Annotated in this window: 28 protein-coding genes; 10 read left to right on the forward strand and 18 right to left on the reverse strand. The window is 65.9% G+C overall.

The features are described from left to right. From H2040_RS10815 to fliQ, 4 genes are all read right to left on the reverse strand, one after another. Positions 1-1,654, reverse strand: a 1,654-nt coding sequence (locus tag H2040_RS10815) for a PAS domain-containing protein (protein WP_287157383.1), incomplete at its 3' end; no start/stop codon positions are given. Positions 1,655-1,697: 43 nt separating this feature from the next. Then, a complete protein-coding gene (gene flhB / locus H2040_RS10820; protein ID WP_287157385.1) occupies positions 1,698-2,780 on the reverse strand; it encodes a flagellar biosynthesis protein FlhB in 1,083 nt (360 codons plus the stop codon). Positions 2,781-2,789: 9 nt separating this feature from the next. Continuing rightward, positions 2,790-3,548 (reverse strand): flagellar biosynthetic protein FliR, encoded by a 759-nt coding sequence (fliR, locus tag H2040_RS10825; protein WP_022697322.1) that lies wholly within the window; start codon positions 3,546-3,548, stop codon positions 2,790-2,792. Positions 3,549-3,559: 11 nt separating this feature from the next. Beyond that, a complete protein-coding gene (gene fliQ, locus H2040_RS10830) occupies positions 3,560-3,823 on the reverse strand; it encodes a flagellar biosynthesis protein FliQ (RefSeq protein ID WP_022697323.1) in 264 nt (87 codons plus the stop codon). A gap of 227 nt (positions 3,824-4,050) precedes the next feature. Here fliQ and H2040_RS10835 point away from each other — a divergent pair, with 227 nt between their 5' ends. Together H2040_RS10835 and H2040_RS10840 are read left to right on the forward strand one after the other, a co-directional pair. Next, positions 4,051-5,949 (forward strand): DUF885 domain-containing protein, encoded by a 1,899-nt coding sequence (locus tag H2040_RS10835; RefSeq protein ID WP_287157387.1) that lies wholly within the window; start codon positions 4,051-4,053, stop codon positions 5,947-5,949. After that, positions 5,946-7,268 (forward strand): hypothetical protein, encoded by a 1,323-nt coding sequence (locus tag H2040_RS10840; protein WP_287157388.1) that lies wholly within the window; start codon positions 5,946-5,948, stop codon positions 7,266-7,268. The genes H2040_RS10835 and H2040_RS10840 overlap by 4 nt, the downstream gene beginning before the upstream one ends. Positions 7,269-7,343: 75 nt before the next feature. Here H2040_RS10840 and H2040_RS10845 read toward each other — a convergent pair whose 3' ends face one another. The 4 genes from H2040_RS10845 to flgB form a co-directional block, all read right to left on the reverse strand. Next, positions 7,344-7,727, reverse strand: a complete 384-nt coding sequence (locus H2040_RS10845) for a Kazal-type serine protease inhibitor family protein (protein WP_287157389.1) — start codon at positions 7,725-7,727, stop codon at positions 7,344-7,346. Between the two features lie 73 nt (positions 7,728-7,800). Beyond that, a complete protein-coding gene (fliE, locus tag H2040_RS10850; RefSeq protein ID WP_022697328.1) occupies positions 7,801-8,121 on the reverse strand; it encodes a flagellar hook-basal body complex protein FliE in 321 nt (106 codons plus the stop codon). Between the two features lie 13 nt (positions 8,122-8,134). Beyond that, positions 8,135-8,548 (reverse strand): flagellar basal body rod protein FlgC, encoded by a 414-nt coding sequence (gene flgC / locus H2040_RS10855; RefSeq protein WP_287157391.1) that lies wholly within the window; start codon positions 8,546-8,548, stop codon positions 8,135-8,137. 22 nt (positions 8,549-8,570) lie between these two features. Beyond that, positions 8,571-8,996 (reverse strand): flagellar basal body rod protein FlgB, encoded by a 426-nt coding sequence (gene flgB, locus H2040_RS10860; protein WP_287157392.1) that lies wholly within the window; start codon positions 8,994-8,996, stop codon positions 8,571-8,573. Positions 8,997-9,160: 164 nt separating this feature from the next. Here flgB and H2040_RS10865 point away from each other — a divergent pair, with 164 nt between their 5' ends. Both H2040_RS10865 and fliP read left to right on the forward strand, forming a co-directional pair. Further along, the gene (locus tag H2040_RS10865) at positions 9,161-9,487 is read left to right on the forward strand and encodes a FliO/MopB family protein (protein WP_287157393.1); all 327 of its coding nucleotides are present in this window, start codon (positions 9,161-9,163) and stop codon (positions 9,485-9,487) included. After that, positions 9,484-10,233, forward strand: coding sequence for a flagellar type III secretion system pore protein FliP (fliP, locus tag H2040_RS10870; protein WP_022697332.1), 750 nt, complete (start codon positions 9,484-9,486; stop codon positions 10,231-10,233). The genes H2040_RS10865 and fliP overlap by 4 nt, the downstream gene beginning before the upstream one ends. On the opposite strand, the gene H2040_RS10875 is transcribed toward fliP, so the two are convergent. The 6 genes from H2040_RS10875 to H2040_RS10900 form a co-directional block, all read right to left on the reverse strand. Then, positions 10,226-10,903: a DUF2459 domain-containing protein gene (locus H2040_RS10875; RefSeq protein WP_287157394.1), complete on the reverse strand. Its 678-nt coding sequence runs from the start codon at positions 10,901-10,903 to the stop codon at positions 10,226-10,228. The two genes, fliP and H2040_RS10875, sit on opposite strands and share 8 nt — an antisense overlap. A 110-nt stretch (positions 10,904-11,013) precedes the next feature. Next, positions 11,014-14,424, reverse strand: a complete 3,411-nt coding sequence (locus tag H2040_RS10880; protein WP_287157395.1) for a tetratricopeptide repeat protein — start codon at positions 14,422-14,424, stop codon at positions 11,014-11,016. Positions 14,425-14,517: 93 nt separating this feature from the next. Then, entirely contained in the window at positions 14,518-15,246 is a 729-nt protein-coding gene (locus H2040_RS10885; protein WP_287157396.1) for a MotE family protein, read from the reverse strand. Between the two features lie 4 nt (positions 15,247-15,250). Beyond that, complete coding sequence (locus H2040_RS10890) at positions 15,251-15,634, reverse strand: DUF6468 domain-containing protein (RefSeq protein WP_287157397.1); 384 nt, start codon at positions 15,632-15,634, stop codon at positions 15,251-15,253. Continuing rightward, on the reverse strand, positions 15,622-16,719 hold the full coding sequence (fliM, locus tag H2040_RS10895; RefSeq protein ID WP_022697339.1) for a flagellar motor switch protein FliM: 1,098 nt from the start codon (positions 16,717-16,719) through the stop codon (positions 15,622-15,624). The genes H2040_RS10890 and fliM overlap by 13 nt, the downstream gene beginning before the upstream one ends. Positions 16,720-16,722: 3 nt before the next feature. Beyond that, entirely contained in the window at positions 16,723-17,292 is a 570-nt protein-coding gene (locus H2040_RS10900; protein WP_022697340.1) for a flagellar basal body-associated FliL family protein, read from the reverse strand. Positions 17,293-17,558: 266 nt separating this feature from the next. Between H2040_RS10900 and flgF the strand changes: the two genes are divergently transcribed. From flgF to H2040_RS10925, 5 genes are read left to right on the forward strand one after another with little or no spacing between them, the layout of a single operon-like run. Continuing rightward, positions 17,559-18,299: a flagellar basal-body rod protein FlgF gene (gene flgF / locus H2040_RS10905; RefSeq protein ID WP_287157398.1), complete on the forward strand. Its 741-nt coding sequence runs from the start codon at positions 17,559-17,561 to the stop codon at positions 18,297-18,299. A gap of 18 nt (positions 18,300-18,317) precedes the next feature. After that, positions 18,318-19,103, forward strand: a complete 786-nt coding sequence (gene flgG, locus H2040_RS10910; RefSeq protein ID WP_022697342.1) for a flagellar basal-body rod protein FlgG — start codon at positions 18,318-18,320, stop codon at positions 19,101-19,103. A gap of 13 nt (positions 19,104-19,116) precedes the next feature. Then, on the forward strand, positions 19,117-20,070 hold the full coding sequence (gene flgA / locus H2040_RS10915) for a flagellar basal body P-ring formation chaperone FlgA (RefSeq protein WP_287157399.1): 954 nt from the start codon (positions 19,117-19,119) through the stop codon (positions 20,068-20,070). A 4-nt stretch (positions 20,071-20,074) separates the two neighbouring features. Then, entirely contained in the window at positions 20,075-20,815 is a 741-nt protein-coding gene (gene flgH / locus H2040_RS10920) for a flagellar basal body L-ring protein FlgH (RefSeq protein WP_287157400.1), read from the forward strand. 24 nt (positions 20,816-20,839) lie between these two features. Then, complete coding sequence (locus H2040_RS10925; RefSeq protein ID WP_287157402.1) at positions 20,840-21,193, forward strand: VOC family protein; 354 nt, start codon at positions 20,840-20,842, stop codon at positions 21,191-21,193. A 2-nt stretch (positions 21,194-21,195) separates the two neighbouring features. On the opposite strand, the gene H2040_RS10930 is transcribed toward H2040_RS10925, so the two are convergent. The 4 genes from H2040_RS10930 to H2040_RS10945 all read right to left on the reverse strand — a co-directional run bounded on the left by H2040_RS10930 (position 21,196) and on the right by H2040_RS10945 (position 25,480). Next, on the reverse strand, positions 21,196-23,778 hold the full coding sequence (locus H2040_RS10930) for an HWE histidine kinase domain-containing protein (RefSeq protein WP_287157404.1): 2,583 nt from the start codon (positions 23,776-23,778) through the stop codon (positions 21,196-21,198). Next, positions 23,775-24,353 (reverse strand): biliverdin-producing heme oxygenase, encoded by a 579-nt coding sequence (locus H2040_RS10935; protein WP_287157406.1) that lies wholly within the window; start codon positions 24,351-24,353, stop codon positions 23,775-23,777. Before H2040_RS10935 ends, H2040_RS10930 begins: the two co-directional genes overlap by 4 nt. 115 nt (positions 24,354-24,468) lie before the next feature. Next, a complete protein-coding gene (gene dksA, locus H2040_RS10940; RefSeq protein ID WP_022697348.1) occupies positions 24,469-24,840 on the reverse strand; it encodes an RNA polymerase-binding protein DksA in 372 nt (123 codons plus the stop codon). 220 nt (positions 24,841-25,060) lie between these two features. Further along, the gene (locus H2040_RS10945) at positions 25,061-25,480 is read right to left on the reverse strand and encodes a flagellar assembly protein FliX (RefSeq protein WP_022697349.1); all 420 of its coding nucleotides are present in this window, start codon (positions 25,478-25,480) and stop codon (positions 25,061-25,063) included. Between the two features lie 257 nt (positions 25,481-25,737). On the opposite strand from H2040_RS10945, the gene H2040_RS10950 reads away from it, so the two are divergent. Further along, on the forward strand, positions 25,738-26,544 hold an 807-nt coding region (locus tag H2040_RS10950; protein WP_287157409.1), incomplete at its 3' end, for a flagellar basal body P-ring protein FlgI.

Below are 26,544 nucleotides of genomic sequence, written 5' to 3' on the forward strand. Positions count from 1 at the left end.
GGTCGCGGCCATGCACGATGTCGGTCTTGACCGTTTCCTCCAGAACCTGCCGCAACAGGACGGAGAGGTCAGAAAGCAGGTCGGTCATGTCCAGCAGTTCGGCGCGGAAAGTCTGCTTGCGGGAGAAGGCCAGCAGCTTGCGCACCAGGCCCGCCGCGCGGCTGACCGTCTGGTTGATGTTCTGCAGCTCCGGATAGGCCGGATCGCCCACCGGGTGACGCTCCAGCAGCAGGTCGCAATTGCCCCGGATGGCGGTCAGAAGATTGTTGAAATCATGCGCCACGCCGCCGGCCAGCTGTCCGATGGCCTGCATTTTCTGGGACTGGACCAGCTGGCGCTCCAGATCCTTCCAGCCCGACACGTCCACGATATAGGCCACCCAGCGGCCCAGCCCGTCCTGCGCGAAATAGACATGGGCGTCACGCTCGGTCTCGGTCAGGCGCGCCTCCACCGGCTCGCCATTGCGCTCGGCGGCCAGGGTGTCGAACACCCCCGCCCCGAACAGTTTCCCGAATGTCTCGCCCGGCTGCGCCTGCCCGCCCGTCATCTGGACAATGGCAGGGTTGGCGTCCTCGATCACCGCGGCGGCGGGGTCGTCCCGGTCCAGACGCACCACGCCGAACGGGGCGCTGGCGAACATGTCGTCGAAGGACTGGCTCTCGCCCGCCTCGCTCACAGCTTCGGACGGCGCGGGCGCGGTTGGCACGCCGGTCCACGACTCGCCATAGACGACGGAGCGCGAAGGCCCGCCATCCTCCGGCCAGACCGTCACGATCACCGCCGGGCTCTCCACCCCGCCGCGGGAGCGGATCACCGCTTCGGTCCGCGTCGCGCCCTTGCGCCGCTGCAAGACCTGCCGCGCGTCCTCGCCGCTCAGAAAATCGGTCAGTTTCAGCTCGTCCGCCTCGCCGGAAACGCCGATCCAGTCCTTCAGCACCGCGTTGCAGAAGACCAGACGCCCGTCGGCGGCGGCGGAAAACAGCCCCGCGGGAACCGCGTCCGCGAAAGCGCCCGCGCCCGAAGGAGCCGCCGGCGCGTTCGCCGTCTCATCGCTTTCGGGGGCCGGCGTCTCGCTCAGCCGCCACAGCGTCTCGCCATGGCCCAGCGGCCGCGAGGTCAGCGTCACGGGCCGCCCGGCGCCGGAAAGCGGGGGCAGGTCCGCCGCGCCCGGCTGGCCGGTCTGCGCGGCCCGGGCCAGGCGGAACAGCGCCGATGACGCATCCGGATCGCCGCCGAGCAGCCGGTCCAGCCCGGCGGGGCGGTCATCCTCGCCATCGGCGTGGAAAACCCGGGTCAGCGCGATATAGGCCGGGTTCGCCGCCACCGGCGTTCCCCGCTTGTCGGTGACCACCAGCGCATCGCGGGCGGATTCGAACGCCGCCATGGCGAAGGCGGGCGGCGGCGCATTGGTCCCGCGCTCCATCCCCTTCACCGCGGCCTCGCCCGCCAGCAGGACATAGAGCAGCGCAAAACCCGCCGCCGTGACCCCGGCCAGCAGAAGGAAACCGTGCCAGCCCGCGGCGGGCGCGGCGAACACCGCCACCGCGGCGGCCAGAAACGCAATGGCGGCGCAGCCCCAGAAGGCGAGCCGCACCCACAGCCGGTCGAAAAGGTCGGCGCGGGCGGGCGGAGAGTCGTTGGCGATATCGGTCATGGCGCGAATCAATTCCTGTTCGCGGTTACTCTACTACGTTCGTCTAGTTCGCGCGGCGTCCGCGCTTTTTCGCCAGCGCCATGATATGTCCGATGATCTGGGCGACGGCCTGGAAGTGTTCCTCGGGGATCGGCTCGTCCAGCTCAGCCGTGGCATGAAGGGCGCGGGCGAGCGGCGGATCCTCAATCACGCTCACCCCCGATTCTTCGGCCACTTCCCGGATGCGCAGGGCCAGCGCGTCGACGCCCTTGGCCACGCAGATCGGCGCCGGGGTTTCCCCGCGCTCATATTTCAGCGCCACGGCATAGTGGGTCGGGTTGGCAATGACCACGGTGGAGTCCGGCACTTCGGCCAGCATCCGGCGGCGGCCGCGCTCCTGCCTTATCTGGCGCAGCTTGGCCTTCACGTGCGGGTCGCCCTCGGTGTTCTTCATCTCCTCCTTCAGCTCCCGCCGGGACATTTTCTGCTTCTGCATGAAGGAGTGGCGCTGCCAGACATAGTCGGCCGCCGCGATCACGGAATAGACGATCAGCGCGGCGATCATCAGGGCGATCGCGGCGTTGCGGATAATCACCGGCGCCGCGACGATATCCAGCTGCGGCATGACCAGAAGCTGCTCGCGCCGCGGCCATAGCGCGATGGAAACCGCCACCGCCACCATCGACATCTTGGCGACGCCTTTCAGGAAATTGACCAGCGCCTGCGGTCCGAACAGCCGCTTTGCGCCCTCGACCGGCGACAGCTTGGAAAGCTTCGGCTTCACCTTCTCGAACGTCCAGACCGGCTTGGTCTGGACCATGTTGCCGGCGATGGCGGCCAGGATGATCACCCCGAACAGGCCCCCCAGGCTCAGCGCGATGCGCACTCCCACGGCGGCGGCGAGGCCCGGCAGCGCCGCGGCGTCGACCGCAATATCGTGCGGCCGCGCCAGGAACATGCGCAGCCAGTCGCTGACCGCCCCCATCGTCGTCTGCGACATCACCGCGATCACGAACAGGCCCGAGGCCAGAACGAACCAGCCGGGAATTTCCTGGCTGCGCGGCGAGTCGCCTTTCTTCTGCGCCTCGTCGAGTTTTCGTTGCGAGGGCTGTTCTGTCTTCTGACTTTTGTCCTGATCGTCGGCCATGGCGGCGCGCTAGCCCCCCATCTGCATGATGAAGGCCTCGAACCGGTCCAGCCAGGCCAGCAGCGCGGCCCCCATGACCAGCGCGAAGATCGAGAACCCGACCAGGATATTGCTCGGCAGGGCGATGAAGAAAATCTGCGCCTGCGGCATCAGGCGCGAAAGCACGCCCAGCGCCAGATAGAAGACCAGTCCGAACACCAGCAGCGGCGAGGCCATCTGGATGCCCAGCGTGAACACCTCCGCAAACGTGCTCAGCGCCCATTGCGACGCATCGCCCGCAGCGGGCAGCGCGCCGGCGGGAAACACCTCATAGCTGTTGCGTATGGCGGCCAGCAGGACGTGGTGGAGATTGGTTACGAAGATCAGGGTCAGCGCGGTGATGTTCAGGAAGGCGCCCGCGATCGCGCCCTGCTGGCCCAGCGTGGGGTCCACGGCCTGCGCAAAGGCCAGGCCCGTCTGCATGCCGATCACCTGTCCGGCCACGGCCAGCGCCATCATGAAGAAGCGCGTGATGATGCCGATGATCAGCCCGATGATGATTTCCGTTCCCACCAGCATGGCCAGCGGACCGACCATTTCCGGGGCGGCGGGCATGACGCGCGACAGGATCGGGGCCATGGCGATGGCAAACAGGAAGGCAAAGGCCAGGCGGATGCGCGCCGGCACGAACCCTTCGCCAATGCCGGGCATCAGCATGATGATCGCGCCGGTCCGCGCGAAGATCAGCAGCGCGGCGAAACTGACCTGGACAAGGGCTTCGGCGAGCACGCCCTACCCCCTCACATCAACGCGATGCGTTCGAAGATACGGGTCATGTAGCCGCTCATCAGCGCGCCCATCAGCGGCAGGAAGATGATCAGCGAAATGAAGATGGCGATGATCTTGGGCACGAAGACCAGCGTCATTTCCTGAATCTGCGTCAACGCCTGGAACAGCGCGATGGTCAGGCCGACGGCCAGGCCGACAATCATCACCGGCGCGGCCATGGACAGCATCAGCCACACCCCGTCACGAGCAAAATCCAGCGTTTCAATCGGTTCCATGACAAGGCGTCTCGTGCGGCTGGGCCAATAGGCACGTTTTGCCGGGTCATGGTTAATTCGGGCTTAAGCTTCAGCGCGGACTGACAGTCCTCCGCCCGCCGGCCCACATTACAGCGAGTTCATTTTTGTCTGCGCTCAAAATGCTAGGGTGCGCGTCACATTCGGGGAGATGGTCCCGCGCCCTGAGCGCGCGAGGGCCGCGATAATTCTTACAGGAGACGGATTTTATGAAACTGAGACTTCTGACGGGCGTGTCCGCCGCCATTGTGCTGGCCGCCGCCTGCGGCGAACCGCAGGCCGCCCAGGACAGCGCCGCCAATGACGCCGCCGTTCCGGCCGAGGCCGCCGCGGAGACGCAGGCCCCGGCCGATACGGCCGAACAGGCCGCCGAGACCGAGTCCGAGCAGCTGAACGCGTGGTTCGAGGAAACCTATAATGAGAGCCTCGAACGCTCGCCCATGGCCAAGACCTATCTGGGCGTCATGGATGAGGATTACGGCAAGTGGGACAATCTGACGCCGGAATACCAGGAAGAAACCTATGACCTCTCCCAGGCCCAGCTGGCGGAGATGAAGTCCAGCTTCGATTTCGACGCGCTGGACGATCAAACGAAGCTGTCCTGGCGGCTGTTCGAATATGACAAGACCCGCGAGAAGGCCGGCTGGCCGTATCGCGAGCACGTTTACACCTTCAACCAGATGTATGGCGCGCAGTCGGGCATCCCGGCCTTCCTGATCAACCAGCACCGCGTGTCAGAGAAGGCGCATGCGGAGGCCTATGTCTCCCGCCTCGAAGGCGTGAACGGCTATCTCAGCCAGGCCGTGGATAACGCCACGCGCCGCGCGGATCTGGAGATCATGCCGCCGAAATTCGTCTATGCGCACGTTCTGCGGGACGCGAAGAACGTCATTTCCGGCGCGCCGTTCGATGACGGCGAACCCTCCGCCCTCTGGGCCGACTTCACCAAGAAAGTCGACGCGCTGGACATCCCGGAAGAGGAGAAACAGACGCTGAGGGACGATGCCCGCGCGGCAATGCTGGACTCCGTCAAACCGGCCTATGAAAACCTGATCGCCGAGCTGGAGCGCCAGCAGGAGATGGCGACCGAGCAGGACGGCGCATGGAAGCTGCCTGACGGCGCGGCCTATTACGACTATCGCCTGAAACAGATGACCACGACGGACATGTCCGCGTCCGAGATCCATGAGCTGGGTCTGGCCGAGGTCGAGCGCATCCATTCCGAAATGCGCGCCATCATGGAGGAAGTGGAGTTCGACGGCACGCTGCAGGAATTCTTCGAATTCATGCGCACGGACGACCAGTTCTACTACCCCAACACCGATGAGGGCCGCGAAGCCTATCTGGCCGAGGCGCGCGCCCTGATCGACAATATGCGGGGCCGTCTGGACGAGCAGTTCCTGCGCAAGCCGGAAGCCGATCTGATCGTGAAAGCGGTCGAGGAATTCCGCGAGCAGTCGGCGGGCAAGGCGTTCTATTCACGCCCCGCGCCGGACGGCTCCCGCCCCGGCACCTATTATGCGAACCTCTATGACACGCGCGACATGCCGACCTACCAGATGGAGGCGCTGGCCTATCACGAGGGCATCCCCGGCCATCACATGCAGATCGCCATTGCGCAGGAGCTTCAGGGCATTCCCAAATTCCGCAAATATGGCGGCCAGACCGCCTATACGGAGGGCTGGGGCCTTTACAGCGAGTGGTTCCCCAAGACCATGGGCCTCTATGAGGATCCCTATTCCGACTTCGGCCGTTTGGCGATGGAGCTGTGGCGCGCCGGCCGGCTGGTGGTCGATACCGGCCTGCATGAGAAGGAATGGACCCGCGAGGAGGCCATCGACTGGCTGAAGGAAAATACGCCGAACCCGGAAGGCGACATCGTCAAGGCGATCGAGCGTTACATCGTGATGCCGGGACAGGCCACGGCCTACAAGATCGGCATGCTGAAGTTCCAGGAGCTGCGCGAGCGCTCGCAAGAGGCCCTCGGCGAGGACTTCGATATTCGCGAGTATCACGAGACCGTGCTGGCCAATGGCTCCCTGCCGCTGGCCATTCTGGAAGAGCAGGTCGATGAATGGATCGCCGCCAAGCAGGCGGGTGAAGAATGATCCGCTACGCAGCCCTTTCCGCGCTGGCCCTTCTGGGGGCCTGCGCGGAGCAGGCGGCGGACCCCGCCGCGCCCGTCGAGGCCCCTGAAGCCCAGGCGGTCACGCTGGACGCGGTCGCCGAGGATTATGTGAAGGTCAGTCTGGCGCTGGAGGCCCATGATCCGGGCTTCGTGGACGCCTATTACGGCCCGGAGGAATGGCGGACGGCGGCGGAGGCCGAAGCCGCCGGCCTCGACGCCGTCTCCGACCGCATCGACGCCCTGCTGGAGCGCGCCGCGCAGGCCGAGCCGGACGCCGAAGACGAATTGTCGGACGATCGCAAGGCGTTCCTGATCGCGCACATGGAAGCCATGCAGACCCGCGTCCGCATGGCGCGCGGCGAAACCGTGCCCTTCGACGAGGAAACACAGTCCCTCTACGGCGTCGTCGCGCCGGAACCGGACATGGAAGAGGTCGAGGCGGCGCTGGCCGCGATCGGCGACCTGCTGCCCGGCGAGGATCCGCTGTGGAAGCGCGTCGACGACTTCAAGAAACGGCTGGAAATCCCGGACGAGAACCTGCAGGCGGTCATGGACGCGGCCATCGAGGAATGCCGCGCCCGGACGATGGACCATGTCGCCCTGCCGGAGGACGAGTTCTTCCATATGGAGCTGGTCACCGACCAGCCCTGGTCCGGCTATAACTGGTATCAGGGCGGCCATGAGAGCCTGATCGAGATCAATACCGACCTGCCCGTGCGTATCGACCGCGCCGTCGATCTGGGCTGTCACGAGGGCTATCCGGGCCACCACACGCTGAACTCCCTGCGTGAGGCCCGCATGGTCGAGGATCGCGGCTGGATCGAGTTCACCATGTTCCCGCTCTACGCGCCCACCGCCCTGATCGCGGAAGGCACGGCCAATTACGGGATCGACATGGCGTTCACGCCGAACGAGCGCGAAGCGTTCGAGCGCGACGTGCTCTACCCGCTGGCCGGAATCGACCCGGCGCTGGCCGAGACCAACGCGGCCCTGCGTGAAGACATGCAGGCCCTGCGTCTGATGCGCGCGGACACGGCCCGCGATTATCTCGATGGCGATATCGACGCGGAGACCTACAAGGACCGCATCCAGCGCTACACGCTGACCTCGCCCGAGCGCGCGGCCCAGAGCCTGGACTTCACCGAGACCTATCGCGGCTATGTCGTGAATTACGGCGTCGGGGAAGTCATGGCCGGCCAGTATGTCGACCGCGTTGGCGGCGATGACGAGACGGCCCGCTGGGACGCCTTCATCCACGCCATCGCCACCCCCGTCCTGCCCTCCGATCTTCAGGAATAGGGCGGACCCAAAACAGCAAAAACCCCGGCCGCGATTGTCTCGCGGCCGGGCTTTTTTAATGCGTGGCGCAGGGCCCTAGCGGGCCGTTGTGCCCTCGTCGCCTTCACAGACGCCCTGTCTGCGAACCGAAACGCCCTCCATCGCGGCGTTGCAGGCATTGCCGTAGGTCTTGCCGTCGAAGCCGCAGACCGGCTTGTACTCGGCCGTGCAGATATCAGGCTGCTCCTTGCAGATGCCGGAGGCGTCCGCGATCTGGAAATCCTGCGGGCCATAGGCGCAATAGGCGGTCTCGTCCTGACAGGAAATCGCGGCGATTCCCCCGCACATCCCGCCCATCGTCCCGGCGTCCGGTCCCGGCTCTTCCGGGGGCGGCGGCGGCGCGGGCGCGGGTTCCGGCTCGCTGGCGCAGGCGGCCAGCAGCACGGCGGCAAGGGCGAGGATGGAAAAACTCTTGAACATGCGCGTCAGCCTCCACGGAATTTTTGTTCGCGGGCGACTATAACGCGAAGATGCGGCGATTTCGCCACAAGTCTTAAATCGGCATCCGCAGGATTTCCTGATAGGCGCGGATCACCTCGTCGCGCACCGCCAGCATGGTTTCCATCGTGGTTTCCGCGGCGGACACCGCCGTCACCACGTCGATCATTTCCGCCTGTCCCGTGGCGGCCTGCATGCTCAATTGTTCGGCGTTCGCCATCTGGTCGGTGGCGTCCTGTACCGCGTTCTCGATCAGGGCGGTGAATTGCGACGGCCCGGCCTTGGCGGCGCTGGCGGCCTGAGAGGCGCCCTGCATGGGCTGCACCCCGGCGGCGGCGGCATAGGCGTTCATCGCGGCAAGCGGATTGGCGGCCATTGATCAGTCTCCCTTAACGGCGCAGCAGGTCGATCGTGCGCATCAGCATGGCGCGCGAGGATTCCATGACATTCATGTTCGCCTCGAAGCTGCGCTGCGCCTCGCGCATGTCCATCAGCTCGATCAGCGTGTTGACGTTCGGCGTCTTGACGTAGCCGTCCGCGTCCGCGGCCGGGTGGCCCGGCTCGTAACGCATGTCGAAATCGCTCATGTCCGGCGTGATCTCGCTCATCCGCACGGTGCGCACGCCCTTGGCGCGGTCCAGCTCCGACTCAAAGGTCGGCATCTGGCGGCGATAGGGGTCGTCGTCCGGCGTGCGGCCTGTGGAGTCCGCATTGGCCACGTTCTCGGCGATAATGCGCATCCGCGAGGATTGCGCCTTCATGCCGGACGCGGCGATGGACATGATATTGGCGATATCTTTCATGGCTTAATTAACTCCCCCTCTGCTAGCCGCGGCCCGGCGAGCGCGCGGCGGAGCGGATCAGCGCCAGGCTCTTATTGTACAGCCCCACCACCGCCTCATATTCCATGCGCGTCTCGGCCACCTTGGTCATCTGGTCTTCCAGCACCACGGAATTGCCGTTGATCGTGGTCGCCGAATCCGGCGCGCTGGTCGCCCTCAGGACATCGGGATTGAAACTCTTCTGTTGTGACGGGGCGCCGTAATGACGGTCCGACGCCGTGGTCATAAGGCCGGCGCGGCGCGACTCGCTTTCCATCGCCTTCTCGAAGGCGGAGCGGCTGATATCGCGCGGCGTGTAGCCGGGCGTGTTGGCGTTGGCGACATTCTCCGCCAGCGTCTCCTGACGCTTGGTCAGATAGCCCATGGTCGATTTCAGCAGGTTGAGAACCGGCGAATTATCGATGCCCATATCGCCTCTCCCTTGAGAGCAAAAAATTCCGGGTCAGTGGGCAGACATTGCCTTTGTATGGTTAAGCACAGCTTAAACCCCATGGTTTACGACGCATTAACGGCGCGCCCCGCAAGGTGGCCCGCAGCTGATTCACGGCTGGCTTTTCGGGCGGGACATATCTCATGGATCTGGTGGATTTCGGACGCTATGCGGGCGGGCTGCTGGTCACGCTGGGCCTGATCGCGGCGCTGGCCTATGCCGCGCGGCGCTTCAATTTCATGCAGCTGGCCGGCGGCGCTAAAGGCGGCCGGATGCGGCTGGTCGAAACCCTGATGATCGACGCCCGCCGCCGCGCCGCCCTGATTCGCGTCGACGGGCGGGAGCACCTGATCCTGCTCGGCTCCACCGGCGAAACCCTGATCGAAAGTCGCGACGCCCCGCCGGAGCCTGACCCCGCCCCGGCCGCCACGCCCGCCACGACCGCCATCAGCGGCGGGACCGCGCCATGACCGCATCGCGTCTTATCAGGAATCTGCTGATCCTCGCGGGCGCGGCGCTGGCGGTTTTCGCGCTCGTCTCCCCGGCGCAGGCGCAGGAATTCAGCCTCGACCTTGGCGAAGGCGACGCCCTCACCGGCCGGGTGATTCAGCTTGTCGCCCTGCTGACCATCCTGTCGCTGGCTCCATCCATTCTGGTGATGACCACCAGCTTCGTGCGCATCATCGTCGTGCTGTCGCTGCTGCGCACCGCGCTGGGCCTGCAACAGAGCCCGCCGAACGCGGTCATCATCTCACTGTCGCTGTTCCTGACCGCTTTCGTGATGTGGCCGGTCTTCCAGCAGAGCTGGGACCGCGGCGTGGAGCCGCTGATGAACGGGGAGGTGGAGCTGAACGAGGGCTTCACCGCCGCCTCCGGCCCCATCAAGACCTTCATGCTGGAACAGACGCGCGACGACGATCTGCAACTTTTCTACAGCCTCTCCGACCAGCCGGACCCGGAAAGCCCGGAAGCCGTGCCGCTCTGGATCGCCGCCCCGGCCTTCATGATCTCGGAGCTGCGCCGCGCCTTCGAGATCGGCTTCCTGCTGTTCATTCCGTTCCTTGTGATCGACTTGGTGGTGGCGTCCATCCTCATGTCGATGGGCATGATGATGCTGCCGCCCATCATCATATCCCTGCCCTTCAAGCTGATCTTCTTCGTCCTCGTGGACGGCTGGCGGCTGGTCGCCGGCAGCCTGGTGCAGAGTTTCAGCTAGCCGGGCAGGACTGCGGCGCGTTGCGCTTCAGCGCGCCCGTCAGCCAGGGCGCATGAAACGCCAGCGACGGGCGCAGTTTCACGCCGGCCCCGGCCAGCCGCGCCGCCGTCCAGTGGTTGCACATATGGAAAAGATGGAAATCCGGCCGCGCCTCCAGGAACAGGCTTGTCCCCTCCACGCGCCCGCCCTGAACGATCACCGGCGAGCCCGCCTCATCCAGCGCCAGCGTCTCGCCGATTTCCCGCGCCAGCCGCGCCCGCCCGGCGCGGGACAGCGCCACGCGAACGGTCTCTTCGCCCCGCCATATCCGGTTTTCCACCGGCTCGTCCGCGGCGATAACCTGCATGACTGACAGGCTGGGCGGGATGATCGCGTCCAGCCCTGTCCAGAAGCCCGGATCCTCGTCCAGATAGAAGTCCCGCTCGCCCCAGCCGATCAGGAAATGCTCCGCCCCGGGAAACAGCATCCGAAGCGGATGATCCGCCTCCATCGCATCTGCCGGCAGCGCGATATTGGTGTGCCACCCGTTCGACCACACGGTCACCGTCACGCAATCCCCGGCCGAGGCCCGCGGCGCGCCTTGCGACGCGCAGGCGGCGAGAAGGACAGCAGCGGTCCAGAGCACAGCGAGGACGCGCAACCTTGCAGGGAAAGACAGAGCTGCATCCATTCGGAATCTGAAGTCGCGCCACATCCCCCAGCTATAGCATGGCAAAAGCAGTCCGGCGCTCCGGCCACCACCTTGGCTTATAACCAGAGAAAACCGATCAGACCGGGGCCTTAGCCGCCGCTGGCCCCGCCGGCGTCGGCGACGGCCTGTTCGTTTGCGGGCGGGGCGTAGTCCATCCGGGGTTCGTCGCCTTCCAGGCGGCCGCGGCGGCTGTCGAGGAAGGCTTCAAGATCAGACGTGTCGGAAACGCGCTGGGCGATCTCGGCCAGGGCGAGTCCTTCCGTCTCGACCCGCCCGGTGACCGCGCGGAAGGCGCTGGCCGATCCGGTCTTGTCCATCGCGTCGCGGTACTGGCCGGACAGGCGCGTCAACGCGGCCTGATCGCCGGCCAGCGAATAGGCGACGGCGGCGCGCAGGATCGCCGATTCCTGTTCCGCGGTCGGCACGGTTGATCCGTCATCCAGGCCGTCGCCGAGGAATTCTTCAAGCCGTTTCCCGGCGTTTTCCCAGTTGCGGGACTGCCAAGCGATATCGGCCCGCAGGCGCGCGGCCTCCAGCGAGCGGTCGCCCTCCAGCAGCTCCAGCGCGTTTTCCGCCGCGCCCAGTTCGGCCAGCGCCCGCGCCTCGATCACCCGGCGTTCCTGCGTCAGGGCGTCCGGCAGGCGTGAAACGCGGGTGGAGCGCAGCGTGCGCAGCGCGCTCTCCGGCCGGCGGTCCATCAGATAGATCAGCGCCAGATCGGCCGCCACCTGCGCCCGCGCCACCGGCTCGCGCAGGCGGTTATCCACCTGATGCTGCAGCAGTTCGGCGGCCTTCGCCAGCAGGTCGAACGCGACCAGCCGTTCGGCAAGGCGCCGGATCATACGGTCGCCGTCAGCCCCGATCGGGGTCAGCTCGGAGAATTCGTAATACAGCGCCAGCGCCTCGACCGGGTCCAGACGCTCCGCCTCGCCTTCCAGGAACAGATTGCGGAAGATGGTCGACATGTCCCCGGAAATGCGGCGCGCCACCGGGCTTTCCGGGAAGCGGGTCATGGCCGCGTGCATCACGCTCAGGCCGCGCTGGTAATCGCCCTTTTCGACATAAAGCTTGCCCAGCGTGCGGCTGGTTTCCAGCTCCACGTCATCGCCGCGCCAGCGGAAACGCAGCGCCTCCAGCCGGTCGATGGCCTCGTCCGGGCTGGCGCTGCCGGTTTCCAGATCCATCTGCGCCCGCGCCAGAATCGCGCGCGCCTCCACCGCTTCGTCGCCGGACATGGAAAGCCGGTCATAGGTTGCGGCGGCCTCGCCGTGCCGGCCCAGAGACTCGGCCAGTCCCGCGCGCGCCAGTTCGATATGTTTTTCCAGCGGTCCGCGCGGGGCTTCCGCCTCGGCCAGCTCCAGTTGAGACTTGGCGGTCGCCAGATCGTTCAGCTTCAGCGCCGCGCGGGCATAGCCGGCGCGGAACCGCGCCCGCCACTCGGGGGAGAACAGATAGAACGCCTCCCGCCCCCGCTCGAAATATTCCCGCGCGCCGTCCCAGTCCTCGCCTTCCAGCGCCAGCATGCCGCGCCAGAGCTGCGCCGCCGAATCCCGGTCCAGCACCGGCGCGGTCAAGTCCCGCCCGGCCTCGTCATAGCGCCCGGCCATGTAATTCGCCGCGCCGCGCATCGCCAGAAAATGCGAGTCGATCTCCAGCTGCGGCCGGTGCGACAGCGCTAGGTCCAGCGCCCCCAGCGCCTCCTGCGGCAGCTCATAGGCCAGAAGAAAGCGCGCCATCGCCATGTAGGAATCATCATTCGGGTCGGTCGCGATCCGGCGCTCCAGCGCCGATTCCGCCTCGATAAAGGGCTGGTCCGCCTTCCAGCCGTCGAAATCTATATAGGCCGGCGACACCGGCGCGGCGGTTCCCCGCCGTGTGGCGGTCTGCACCGCGGCGCGTCCCGCGCTGGTCGGCGACAGCGCCAGCCCGCGCGGCCGCTCCAGCGCCACGCGCTCGGCCTCCGGCGTTATCACCACGTCATCGGCCAGCAGCACGAAGGCCAGGCCGTGCGCGGTGGACAGCGCCGTCAGCTCAAGAAAATCCTGTCCTGCGATCAGGCCGCGCGGCGGCTGCAGCGCGGTCACCACGGCAATCTCGTCTCCCGCATCCGGGTCCGGAATATTGAACACCGGCCCGGCGTCCGGCAGCGCGGCCAGAAGACGCCCGGGCCCCCGCCCCGTCGCCTCGCGCAGCAGCGTCACCGCCAGCGGCGGCGTCTCGATGCGGTTGGACAGGGCAAAGGTCCAGCCCTGCCGCCCCTCTTCCGTCCGCGCCTCGATCAGGGTCGATGGCGGCGCGGTGATGCGAAGCGCCGTGTAGCCCTCGCCCGTGAACTGGTCGATATCCAGGATATGCCGGCGATGGCCGCGCAGCAGCTCCCCGGCATCCAGATCCGCTTCCGCCGCGAACACGATCCAGATCGCCTCGCCCCGGCGGAACGCGGCGGCCGGAACGGGCGCCGCCCAGTCGAACCGCATCAGCAGGTCGCCGCCCAGCGCAACGCCGCGGATCGGCACCACGCCGCTGGCCGGAACCGGGTTGCGTTCCGGCGCGGCGTGAACCACCGCCTCGGTTTCCTTGAACAGGGTCGGCTCGCGCGGTTCGGCGGCCAGCACCAGCCGGTCCGCTTCATATTGTTCCTGCCGCGCCTCTTCCGGGTCCTCGGCGTTCATGCGCCGCGCCGCTTCTTCCAGCGCCGCGATGGCGTTCAGGTCTGAATCGCCGCCCGTCAGGTCGATGGTCACCAGCGCGCCGTCCTGCCGCACGCTGAGATCCGCCCCTTCGGCCAGGTCAAAACTCAGGATCAGCTTCCCGTTGACGTGGGATTCGGTCAGCCCCTCCAGATGGCGGGGCAGGTCCGCGCGGATCGGCGCCAGGTCCAGAATGGCGTCACGCTCGAACGCGATACGCACGCGCGGCTCCCGCCGTTCGGTCTGGAAGGAGACCGGCTCCGGCCAGCGCAGCGTCACACGCTCGAACGCCGCGCTGGAGGCCCGGCCGACCTCCACCTCCAGCGGCGGGTCGGGTTCGGGCGGCGGCGGGGGCGGCGCAGCGGCGGCGCGCGCCGCCGCTTCAATCTCGGATTGTTCGCGGGGGGAAACGATATCGGGCGGGTCCTCCGCCTCCGGCGGCAGCAGGTCGATGGCGATGACATTGTAGGAGTGGGAAACATGGGCGCGCGCCGGCATGCGCAACGCCACGCGCAGCACCCGGCCGTCAGGGTCCAGTCGCGCCATCGCCGCCTCGGCCCCCAGATTGGACAGGATCGGGGCCGGGTCGCCGGATACCGCGCGGTTGAACCGGGCCACCAGAACCTCGTTATCCACCGCGGCCTCGGCGGCGATGGGCTGTTCGGCCAGGCTGTCGGGGAAAACCATCTTGATGCGGACATAGCCGTCACTGCGGACGGTTTCGAAAGACACCGGGTCGGCGGCGCGCGCCGCGCCCGCGGACAGCAGCGCGATCGCGGTCAGCGCAAAGATGATCGATCTGGCCGTCACGCGGTTTTCCCAAGAGCCCCTGTGCGCGGCCGCCCGGAGATGGGGGCCGCCCCTGCAAGGGCCGAAACTAAAGCCGTTATGGTTGACCGCGCGTTAACCTTCGCCCGCGGCATCGTTCAGCGCGGCGGTGGGGGAGGGCTTGATCCGGGCGTTTTCAGCGATCATCTCGGTCAGCCGCTTGGCGTCGGCGGTTTCCATGTCGCCCAGAACGCTGGCCAGCGTGGAATCCTTCATCCGCGCCACGACCAGAAGCGCGGTCTCCGGCTCCAGCGCGGACAGGATGCGCGCGGCGTCCTTGGACTTCATCTTCTCATACATCGTCACCAGCCCGGCCATGCGCTCTTCCTCGGCCTCGTCCAGCTGGCCCAGAAGGCCCTGCACTTCGGCCTGCACGGTTTTCAGCTCGGCGATGCGTTCGTCCACGCGCTGTTCGGCGGCGGCGGCGAGCTGGATGCGGGTCTCCGCCTCCGACTCCATCTGGTCGATCTCGCGGCGGCGCGCCTGCAGGGAGGACAGCACGCGGAACTCTTCCGGGCTGGCCCCGATCTCTTCGGCAAAGCTGGGGCGCGGGCAGGATGCGGCGGCGCCCGCGGCGGCCTCCATCACCTCGCCCTCTTCCGCCTCGGCCATGTCCGGCTCGCCGTCCGTGGCTTCGGTGACGTCCGCCTGGGCGACGGTCTCCTCTTCCGGGTCCTCCGCGCTTTCCGCCGCCTCGGCCGGGGCGGCCAGAACGGAATAGAGCGCGTCTCCCGCGGACAGCGCGTTCAGCGCGGCGAGCCCGGTGAGGCTGAGAGCGGCAATGGCGAAAAAGCGACCTGACATGATTTTACCGTGTGGATTTCAGAAGATCGGCGAAGCCCTGCGCGCGGCTTTCGGCGGGACGGGGTTCGGCGCGCGGCTCCCGGCGCTGCGTCCGGCGGCGATCCTCCGGCGACAGCAGGCGCAGCTCTTCGGCGGCTTCCTTGGCGCGCGCGATTTGCGCCTCCAGCTCCGCCCCCGCCTCGCCGCCGGCCTGTTTGAGTTCACGCACAGCGCGTTCGGCCCGCACGGTCGTCTCGGCCAGCTCGGCAACCAGCTTCGTCATGCCGTCCTGACCGCTGCGCATGGCGGTCAGCCGCCGGTCCAGCCGCCACGCGAACGCGGCCGCGACCAGCGCGATGATCACCGTCGCGCCCTGAAAGATGAGAAATGTCAGGCTTACTGATTCCACAGGATCGCCGCCTTGGCCTTGGGTTGAAGGGGCGCTTCGGCACGGATAGCGATATTGCCGCCCATCCGGCCCATGCGGCCCGTGGTCAGGCCGATCGGCCCGCAGCGCAGCTTCACCGGGCTGTCGGGCCCCGCGTTCAGCATCAGCGTTTCGCCGACCTGCAGATTCATCACCCGCTCCAGCGAGATTTCCTGCTCGTCCAGCACGGCGGCGACCTCCATCTCGGTGTTCCACAGCTCGCTGGCCAGGTGGGTTTCCCAGATATTATCGCGGCCGAATTTCTCGCCCATGAACTGCTGGATCAGCATTTTACGGATCGGCTCCAGCGTGGCGTAGGGCAGCATCAGCTCCAGACGCCCGCCGCGGTCCTCCATGTCGATCCGCAGCTTCACCAGGATCGCCGCATTGGCCGGCCGCGCAATGGCGGCGAAGCGCGGATTGGTCTCCACCCGGTCCAGATTGAACGACACCTTGGTCAGCGGCTCGAACGCCTGCCGCGCATCGTTCAGCACGACCTCGATCATGCGCTGCACGAGCGTGCGCTCGATCGTGGTGTAGGGCCGTCCCTCCACCCGCATGGCGGAAGACCCGCGCCGCCCGCCCAGAAGCACGTCGACAATGGAATAGATGAGATTGGAATCGACCGTCAGCAGGCCGTAATTATCCAGCTCCTCGGCCCGGAACACCGCCAGAATGGCCGGCAGCGGGATGGAGTTCAGATAATCGCCGAACCGGACGGACGATATATTGTCCAGGCTCACCTCGACATTGTCGGAGGTGAAATTTCGCAGGGAGGTCGTCATCAGCCGGACCAGCCGGTCGAAGATGATCTCCAGCATCGGCAGGCGTTCATAGGAGACCAGCGCCGAATTGATGATCGCGCGGATGCCGGACCGGTCCGCCTCGTCCTCGTCGCCCAGATCAAAGCCCAGCAGGCTGTCGATCTCGTCCTGATTGAGGATGCGTTCCTGGTTCAGCTGGTCGGCGGAATGCGCCTCGGCCGCATCGCCGCCCTCCGCGCCGGCGTCAGCGTCCGGCGTCTCGGCGGCCTGGTCTTCGGCCTGGTCGGTGGTTTCGTCAGTCATCGGCTAGCGGAACAGGATTTCGTCGACGAGGACGTTATTCACCTGCGCCGGCGCCACGGCCAGGTTCACCCGGCGCAGCAGCTCATGGCGCAGGCGGTACATGCCGGCCGAGCCGGACAGATCCTCCACCCGCAATTCGCGCAGGAAGGTCTGGTACTGGTCGACCACGCGCGGCAGGCGCGCATCCAGCGTCTCGATCAGCGCCTCGTCCTCCAGCTCCAGAACCAGTTTCAGCTTGAGATATTTCGTCTCCCCGTCCTCGCTGTTGATATTCACCAGCAGTTCGGGAAGCTCGTAGAAGACATATTCACCGCCGGCGGTCGCCACGCCGTGCGACGCATCGCCGCCGCCATGGCCGTCATCGGCGGCCTCGCCATGCTCGCCCGCGGCGCTGGCGTGGGACTCGCCCTCATCGCCTCCGCCGCCCAGCAGCATCATCGCCCCGGCCCCGCCCAGCAGCAGGATCACCACCGGAAGACCGAACAGCAGAAGCTTCTTCTTCAGGCCGCCCTTCTTGGGCGCCTCCTCTTCATTTTCAGCGCCGGATTCGCCGTCCGTGACGTCGTCGCTCATGGCGGTTGCCCCCTGCAAACTCTCACCCGGTTCGAGTGATTTGCGCCATTTGAATCGGATCGGGGTTAATGGATAATAACCATAAGGCAAAACTTGCCGGGTCATCGGCATGAATTGCGCAGGGCCGCCGCCCCGTTAACCAGCCTTGCCATTGATTTCATTGAATAATTCAGTTGGCACGCCGCCTGCTAGGGATGTGCAGGTATTCCGCCGCGCCCAAGCGCAAAAGCGTGATGGGGCGGGCTCCAGAAAGGACGGAGGCGGCCATGGACAGTTCAATGATGATCGGCCTGTCGAGGCAGATGACGCTGCGGCGTTCGATGGACATCGCGGCCAATAACATCGCCAACGCCAACACGACCGGCTTCAAGGTCGAGCAACCCCTGCTTGAAGACACCGCCCCGCGCGCCGCCGAAACCACGGACGGCGCCGACGATATTTCCTATGTGCAGGACTGGGGCGTGATGCGGGACTTCCGCGACGGCGCGCTTGAGCGCACCGAACGCCCGCTGGATTTCGCGATTGAAGGCGAAGGCTTCTTCACCGTCGAGGATGAAGACGGCCTGCTCTATACCCGCGACGGTCGCTTCACCACCGACGCGCAGGGCCAGCTTTCCACCGCCGACGGCAAGGCGGTGCTGGATGAGGGCGGCGCGCCGATCTTCCTGGACGTCTATGGCTCCGAACCGGTCGTGACCCGTCAGGGCGCGGTGACGGTGGATGGCGTGGAAATCGCCCGTCTCGGCGTCGCCCGGTTCGAGGATCTCTCGGTTCTGGAAAAGACCGGCGAGGGCCGTTTCCGCGCGCCGGACGACATTCTCCCCCAACAGGCGGAGATTCCCTCGGTCCGTCAGGGCTTCACCGAAGCCTCCAACGTCAATTCCATTCTTGAAATGACCAATCTGATGGAGATCAGCAGGTCCTACCAGTCCGTCTCGAAAATGATCGAGGACGCGTCCGAACTCCACCGCCAGGCGATCCGCCGCCTGGGCGACGTGAACGCTTAAAGGAGGCTTCGCAAGGCCATGAAATCTCTCGGTATCGCCGCCACGGGCATGCAGGCCCAGCAACTGAACGTGGAAATCATCTCCCACAACCTGGCGAACATGAACACGACCGGGTTCAAGCGCCAGCGCGCCGAATTCCAGGATCTGCTCTATCAGAACATCGAACGCGCCGGGACCAATTCCTCGGACGCCGGCACGGTTGTGCCGACGGGCGTTCAGGTGGGTCTGGGCGTGAAGACCGGCTCGGTCTACCGCATCACCGAACAGGGCAATCTGACCCAGACGTCCAATCCCTATGACGTCGCCATCAACGGCAAGGGCTTCTTCCGCATTCAGCTTCCCAATGGCGGCGACGCCTATACCCGCGCCGGCAATTTCTCGGTGAACGGCGAGGGCCAGCTGGTCACCGCCGACGGCTATATCGTTCAGCCCGCCATCACCGTCCCGCGCGAGGCGCGCGACGTCGCCATCAATGATGTCGGTCAGGTTCAGGCTTTCCTGGAAGGCGAGCCGGACCCGCAGCAGCTGGGTCAGCTGGAACTCGTCACCTTCTTCAACGAGGCCGGGCTCGAGGCCGTGGGCGACAACTACTACCTGGAAACCGCCGCGTCCGGCGCCGCCACCATCGGCACGCCGGGACAGGACGGCGTGGGCATCCTCCGCCAGGGCTTCATCGAGGCCGCGAACGTCAACCCGGTGCAGGAGATCACCTCGCTCATCCAGGCGCAGCGCGCCTATGAGATGAACGCCCGCGTGATCACCGCCTCGGACGAGATGCTCGCCACTTCCTCCAATCTCCGCTGATTAGGAACACGCCATGATCCGCGCAGCCCTCATCGCAACCGCCCTCGCCGTCTCGGCCCCGGCCCTCGCCGCGCAGCCGGTGACGCTGGCCGGCGACGTCTCCGCCGCCGGGGACACCGTCACGCTGGGCGATCTGTTCGGCATTGATGGAGAAGTCTCCATGGCCGCCGTCGCGCGCGCCCCGGCCCCCGGAGAGACCATCTATCTGGAGGCCGGCTGGCTGCAGGCTTTCGCCGCCGGTCACGATCTGGACTGGGCCAATGCCGGCGGGCTGCAGCGCATCGCGGTCAAGCGCGAATCCCGCCAGATCACCGCCGACGAGATCAGCGCCATGATCGCCGACGAACTTTCGCTGGCCGGCGGCGCGGACACTTACGAGATCACCTTCGCCCAGCGCGACATCGCCTTCTACGCGCCCAATGGCGCGCGCGGCGACACGCGCATCCTGCGGTTTGACTATAACGGCCAGACCAACGCCTTCGCCGCGGAAATCGAACCCTATGCCGGGGCGCCGGTGCAGCGCGTCTCCGGCCGCGCTTTTGCGTCGCTGGAAGTCCCCGCGCTTTCCCGCGCCGTGTCCTCCGGCCAGATCATCACCGAATCCGACATCATCTGGACCGCCACCCGCGCCGACCGCCTGCGTCAGGACGCGGTGCTGGACGCGTCGGGCCTGATCGGCATGCAGGCCAAGCGCTCCCTGCGCCCGGGCGAACCGCTCCGCGAATACGATATCAAGCGCCCCGCCGCGGTCGAAAAAGGCTCGCTGGTCACCGTCTTCTACCAGAAGCCGGGCCTGACCCTGACCGCCCGCGGCCGCGCCCTGGAAGAAGGCGCGAAGGGCGAGGTCGTCCGCATCGTCAATCTTTCCTCGAACCGCACGATCGAGGCCGTCGCCGCCGGTCCCGGCAAGGCGGTGGTTCGCGACAACACCTATCTCACCGCGTCTCTGGAACAGGGGGCTTTTTAAGGCCATGACTCGCAATATCGTTCTTCTCGCCGCGTCCACGCTGGCCCTCGCCGCGTGCGGCACCACCGACCGCATCTCCCAGATCGGCCAGTACCCGGACATGTCGCCCATCGACAATCCGTCAAAGGTCGCCGGCCCGCGCCCGGTCGTCATGCCGATGCCGCAGGAACGCGAAGCCGCCTACGCCCCCAATTCGCTCTGGCAGGCCGGCTCCCGCACATTCTTCAACGATCAGCGCGCGGATGAGATCGGCGACATCCTGACGGTGAACATCAACATCACCGACTCCGCCCGCGTCTCGAACTCCACCGACCGTCAGCGCACCTCAAGCAACACCGCGGGCGCGCCGAACTTCTTTGGCCTGGAGACCCTGCTGGACGATTTCCTGCCCGACGCTGTCGATCCCTCGACCCTCGCCTCCACCAATTCCGTCTCCTCCAATGGCGGATCGGGCGATATCGACCGCAGCGAAGCGGTGGAGCTGACGGTGGCCGCCGTCGTCACCCAGATTCTGCCCAACGGCAATCTGGTCATCGCCGGGCGTCAGGAAGTGCGCATCAATTACGAGGTCCGCGAGCTTCTGGTCTCCGGCATCGCCCGGCCCGAGGACATCACCTCCGACAACACGATCAAGCACACCCAGATTGCCGAGGCCCGCATCTCATACGGCGGCCGCGGTCATCTGAGCGAGGTCCAGAAACCCCGCTACGGCCAGGAACTCTACGAAGTCCTGTTCCCGTTCTGATCGGCTGATTTCCGGAGGCCCGCGATGACCGTCAAACGCATCGTCGCCAATATCGAAGTCGCCAATCCGCAGGACGCGAAGGCGTTTTATGAGGATCTGTTCGGACTGGACGTGGTGATGGACCATGGCTGGCTCATCACCCTCGCCTCGGGCGAGACCATGAAGACGCAAGTCAGTTTCGCCAGCCAGGGCGGCTCGGACACTGAAGTCCCGGCGCTTTCAATCGAGGTCGATGACGTGGACGCCGTCCATGCCCGCGCGAAGAAAGCCGGCCACCAGATCGTCTATGACATCGTGGACGAGCCCTGGGGCGTGCGCCGCTTCTATGTCCGCGACCCGTTCGGCCAGACCCTCAACGTGCTCTCGCACAAGGCCTGACCCTACCCGCCGCTGACCTTGCTCAGCGCCTCTCTCACGCCTTCCTCGGAATAGGGTTTCCGCACGAAGGGACGGTCGCGGTGCAAATCCGGGGCGGGGGATTCCTCGCCATATCCAGTGGCGAAGATATAAGGCACGCCCAGCTCTTTCAGCCTGTCGGCCACGGGAAAGCTGTTCTCATCCCCCAGATTGACGTCCAGGACCGCCGCGTTAGGCGTGTTCGCCTCGATCAGGCGAAGCGCCTCGCTGGCCGAGGCCGCCACCTCCACCTTCTGCGCCCCCATCCGGGTCAGCATGTCCTCCGCGTCGAGGGCAATCACCATATTGTCCTCCAACAACAGCACGGTTCCGGACAGCAGGGTTTCGCCCTTCCCGTCATTCTTGCCGCCTTGCGCGGCCTTCTTCTCCGCGCGGGTCTCCAGCTCGCCGTCTTTCGCCTTGGTGATATGGGATTTGGGAACGCGGAATTTCGCCTCCAGCCCGGTCAGCTCGAAGTTCACTTCCGCCTCGCCCTTCAGGTCGAAGGGAACGGAGCGTTCAATAATGGTGGTGCCAAACCCTTTGCGGCTGGGCGCCTGAACGGGCGGGCCGCCGGATTCCTTCCAGCCGATCACCAGATTGCCTTCGCCGTCCACTTCCCAGTTGACGTCCACCGCGCCCGTGGAGTCGCTCAACGCCCCGTATTTCGCGGAATTGGTCATCAGTTCATGGACAACCAGCGCCAGCGTGGAGAACGCGGCCGGCTCGACGGCCACTTGCGGCCCTTCGATGCGGACCCGTTCTTCCTTGTCGCCGAGATAGGCTTCCGCCTCTGACTTGATCAGGGTCGAAAGCGGGCGCGGCGACCAGTTGTCCTGTGTCAGCTGGTCATGGGCGCGGGCCAGCGCCTGGATGCGCCCGCCGATCACCGCGACCAGCTCGTCCATGCTCTTGGCGCCGGCGCGGCTCTGCGCGATCAGCCCGCGGATCAGGCTGAGGATATTGCGCACGCGGTGGTTCAACTCGGCAATCAGCAATTCCTGCCGCTGGTTGGCTTCCTTGCGTTCAGTCTCCGCCGCCTCGGTCAGCCGCAGGATCACCTCCAGCAGCGACACGCGCAGGGATTCGGCAATACGGTTATCGCGCTCGGTCCAGGGCTGGCCCTTGCCGCGCACCACCTGTTTCCATTCCTCGAAACTCTGGCGCGGCGTCAGGCGGTCGCCCAGCGGGCCGGATTCCACGGGCTTGTTGGGATCGCCGCCCCAGCTGACCGTCTGCACCACCTCGCGCCGGAAAAACAGGATGAAGTCGCGTGGCGCGCGCGAAATCGGAATGGCCAGCATGCCCGCCGCCTTCTCCGAAAAACCCTCCGCCGGCGGGTACAGGTCCGCGATACGGTCCGTGGCCATGATCTGGCCGTCGGATTCCCGTTTAAGAAGGGCAATCAGGCCTTCCAGGTGCTTGTCCTCGGGGACCAGTCCGCTGGTCTGGCGCCGTCCCTGGATTTCAAGGGCGATGCCGTCGCAATCGACGATCCCCTCCACCTCCTCCATAAGCGAGGCGATATTCTCCGCGGACGAGCGGCCGGAGGCCGCGGCCGCCATCAGGCGGTCATGGGCCTTGCGGGCGCGCCGCTCATGCGCCTCCGCCTCGTCCCGCTCGCGGCCGTCCAGCAGCAGGGCGAAAGCCTGACCGAACAGTTCGGCCGCCGTGCGCACGTCGAACGGCACCCGCTTGGGCGACATGTGGTGACAGGCGAACAGCCCCCACAGCTTGCCCCGCCGCAGGATGGAAACGGACATCGAGGCCCCGACCCCGATATTCTTCAGATACTCGATATGGATCGGCGAAACGCTGCGAAGCACGCTCAATGACAGGTCCAGCGGCTCGTCTTCGCCCTTTGCGCTGCGCAACGGGGACGTCTCCGCGTCCACGTCGGCGATCAGGCGCAACAGGTTGCGCTTGTACAGCTCGCGCGCCTGTTTCGGGATGTCGGAGGCGGGATAATGCAGCCCCAGATAGGATTCCAGATCGCCCCGCGCGGCCTCGGCCAGAACCTCGCCCGACCCGTCGGGCGAGAAGCGATAGACCATCACCCGGTCAAATCCGGTCAGCGCCCTCAGATGCCGCGCGCCCATCCGGGCCAGCGTTTCGGCGTCCTTCGCGCTGGACAGGCGGGAGACCATGGTGCTGACCGTCGCCGCCGGGTCATGCTCGCCCTTTTCGCTGGGCTCGGCCTCAATGATGACCCGCCCGCCGGACATATGCAGGGCCAAGTCGAATTCCGCGCCGCCCTCCTGAAGCTGACGCCCGAATATCCGTTCCGTCGCATCCCGCGTCCCCAGCAGCTGCAGCCGCCCGCGGATGGCGTGGATGGCGTCTTCGGCGAAGACCTGCTTCAGCGGCGCGCCGAACAACGCGTCCAGCGGCTGCCCAAGGAATTGCGCCGCGCTCTCCGAGGCGTACTCGATTACCCAGTCGGAGGTGACGCCCAGCAGGAAGCCGAAGGGCTGGATGCGGCCCAGCAGATGGATCGGTTCCCGGTCGCAATTGGTCAGGTCGACCGGCTCGGACGGGGAAATAAAATCTATTTTGTCAGAACTCATAATGCCGTCTGTATTGGGGAAACCGGCGCCGCGGTCGACGCCCGGTTCAGTGACTCTTCGAAAAGCGCGAAGACCGCCGTGGCCGCAGCCGCGGCGTCTTCAATATCCGCCGTCCCGGTCAAATGTTCCGAGGCGGCGTCAAGAAAGCTATGGAAGAGTCTGTCCGTCTCCCCATGGCGCAAATACTGTGTGGCGGCGATCATATCGTCATCGCCGCTTTCCAGAACCGTCTTCAGGATCATTTTTCCGCCCAGCCGGGATCCCTCTATGACATAGAGCGCGCCCAGCCGCTGCGCGTTCCCGTCCAGCGGCGGCGGATCCAGCGGCGGCGGCGCGGCAAGGCCAAGGCGGGAAAGGTCCCTTGCCAGGCAGCCGGACCGCCGGCGGCGGGGCCAGTCGGTCAGCGGCGCGCCCGCGCCGATTTCCCGCTCAAGCGGGAATAGCGCCGCGGCCGTGGTTCTCAGAAAGGTTTCATACCCCGCGCGCGCGCCCAGGTTCAGCGCGCTCATGCGGCTGTCCAGACGTTCATGCGCGTCGCGCGTAACGTCGCGGATATGGGCGCGGAATCGGTGCATTTGTCGGGCGGCCATTGAAGGCAATGACCATGCCGCCGTCCAGTCTGCATTGCTCTGGGTTAAGTTGCGTGGAGACGCCGCGTTATTTCGCAGCGTCTCCCGCCAGCCCTAAAACCTAGTTGCGCTCGTCGCGGCGCGTGCGTTCGCTACGCTCGTGGCGCTCCTGCGCCTCTAGCGACAGCGTGGCGATCGGGCGCGCTTCCAGGCGGCCCAGGCTGATCGGCTCGCCGGTGTCTTCGCAATAGCCGTATTCGCCGATTTCGATACGGCGCAGCGCCGCGTCGATCTTGGAAACCAGCTTGCGCTGGCGGTCGCGGGCGCGAAGCTCCAGAGACCGGTCGCTTTCCGAAGAAGCCCGGTCCGCGATATCCGGAAGCGGGATGTTTTCTTCTCTCAGATTGGCGATCGTGCCCTGACTTTCAGCAAGTATTTCGCCGCGCCACGAAAGCAGCTTCTGGCGGAAATACTCCTGCATCCGCTCATTCATGAACGGTTCGTCTTCAGACGGGCGGTAATCTTCTGGTACTTTCACAGAAAGGTCTTCTGCGAGGGTCACTTCTGGACTCCCCTGCTCTTGAATTGTCGTCCCTCCCAAAGGCGGCGCGGAGTATATTCGCGAAAGGGGTTGCGTCAACGCGCGTGTACCGCGCGTCACAAAAACTTCGCCACTGCACAAATGCGCAGCAAGGCCAATAATTTCAAGGGGTCTAGCTAAGCGCGGATTCGTGCTTGGCCAGCTCGACGCGGGCGCGGGTCTCGACCTCGTCCAGCAGGCCTTCCAGCTTTTCGTCGCCTGTGGCCTCGCGGGACTCGCCCAGCGCGCGAATCAACTGGTTCAACTTGGCGGTCGGAATGCCGCCTTCCAGCAGGCCGATCTTTATTTCGTCCAGTATGTCCAGAAGATTGAACGCGCGCCCAGCCGCCTGCTGTTTCGGATTTTCATCCTGCCAGTCGCCCTGAAGGGCCAGCAGCGCATCGACGGACGTCACGCCCGAAGCCTGGCTCATGCCGCCGCTCGAACGCGCCTTCCCGGCTTCGCCCGATGTCTCGAACGAACTTGTCTTGTCGGATTTTGCGCGCTCGCGGCGGCTTGCGGGCGCCAGCGGGCGGGTGCCGTCAATTTTCATGGGCCGGGGTCCTTGGGCCGATTTGCGGATTACAGAATCGCAGCCTTACGGTTAATGGGGGTTTAAGGCGGCAGTTCTTGCCGGGCCAGCCCTGCCGGGCAGCGCGGCTTGCCGCTCAGACCTAAAGTCAAGTCTTTGATATTACTTGAACATTCATGGTAAACGCTCTGGCAAGCCGATTGCAGGGGTCTCGCGCGGGCGGGCGTAAAAGGCGCCTCCCGCCACTGAACGCTTTAACGACGAGGCCTATCAGAACGATGCGACGCTTCCTCAGCCTCCTGCTCATCGCCATCATCGCCGCCGCGCCCGCGCACGCGGGCTCGCGCATCAAGGATATCGCCGAAGTCGAAGGCGTCCGCGACAACCTGCTGGTCGGTTACGGCCTGGTGGTCGGCCTCGACGGTTCCGGCGATTCCCTGCGCAACGCCCCCTTCACCCGGCAATCGCTGGAATCGATGCTGGAGCGTCTGGGCGTCAATACGCGCGACGCGCAGCTCAATACCGATAATGTCGCCGCGGTCATGGTCACCGCCAATCTGCCGGCCTTTGCCGCGCAGGGCACGCGCATCGATGTCTCCGTCTCGGCCATGGGCGATGCTGAAAGCCTGCAGGGCGGCACGCTGCTGGTCACCCCGCTTCTGGGCGCGGACGGCGAGGCCTACGCCGTCAGCCAGGGCTCGGTCGCCATTGGCGGCTTCGACGCCGGCGGCGACGCCGCGGCGGTCAGCCAGGGCGTCCCCACCTCCGGCCGCATCGCCAATGGCGCGGTGGTCGAGCGCGAAGTCAGCTACGACCTCGCCGGTCAGAACATCACCCGCCTGTCCCTGCGCAATCCGGACTTCACCACCGCCGAGCGCATGGCCAAGGCGATCAATTCCTATCTGGGACAGGGCGCGGCCAAGGCGGCGAACCCCTCCTATGTCGTGCTGCAGCGCCCGGCGGGCTATCGCGGCGACATGGTTTCCCTGATCACCGAAATCGAACAGCTTCGCGTCACCCCGGACGTGCCCGCCAAGGTCATCGTGGACGAGGTCTCCGGCGTTATCGTGATGGGCGAGAATGTC

Source organism: Euryhalocaulis sp. (assembly GCF_013911995.1).
Classification (GTDB): domain Bacteria; phylum Pseudomonadota; class Alphaproteobacteria; order Caulobacterales; family Maricaulaceae; genus Euryhalocaulis; species Euryhalocaulis caribicus.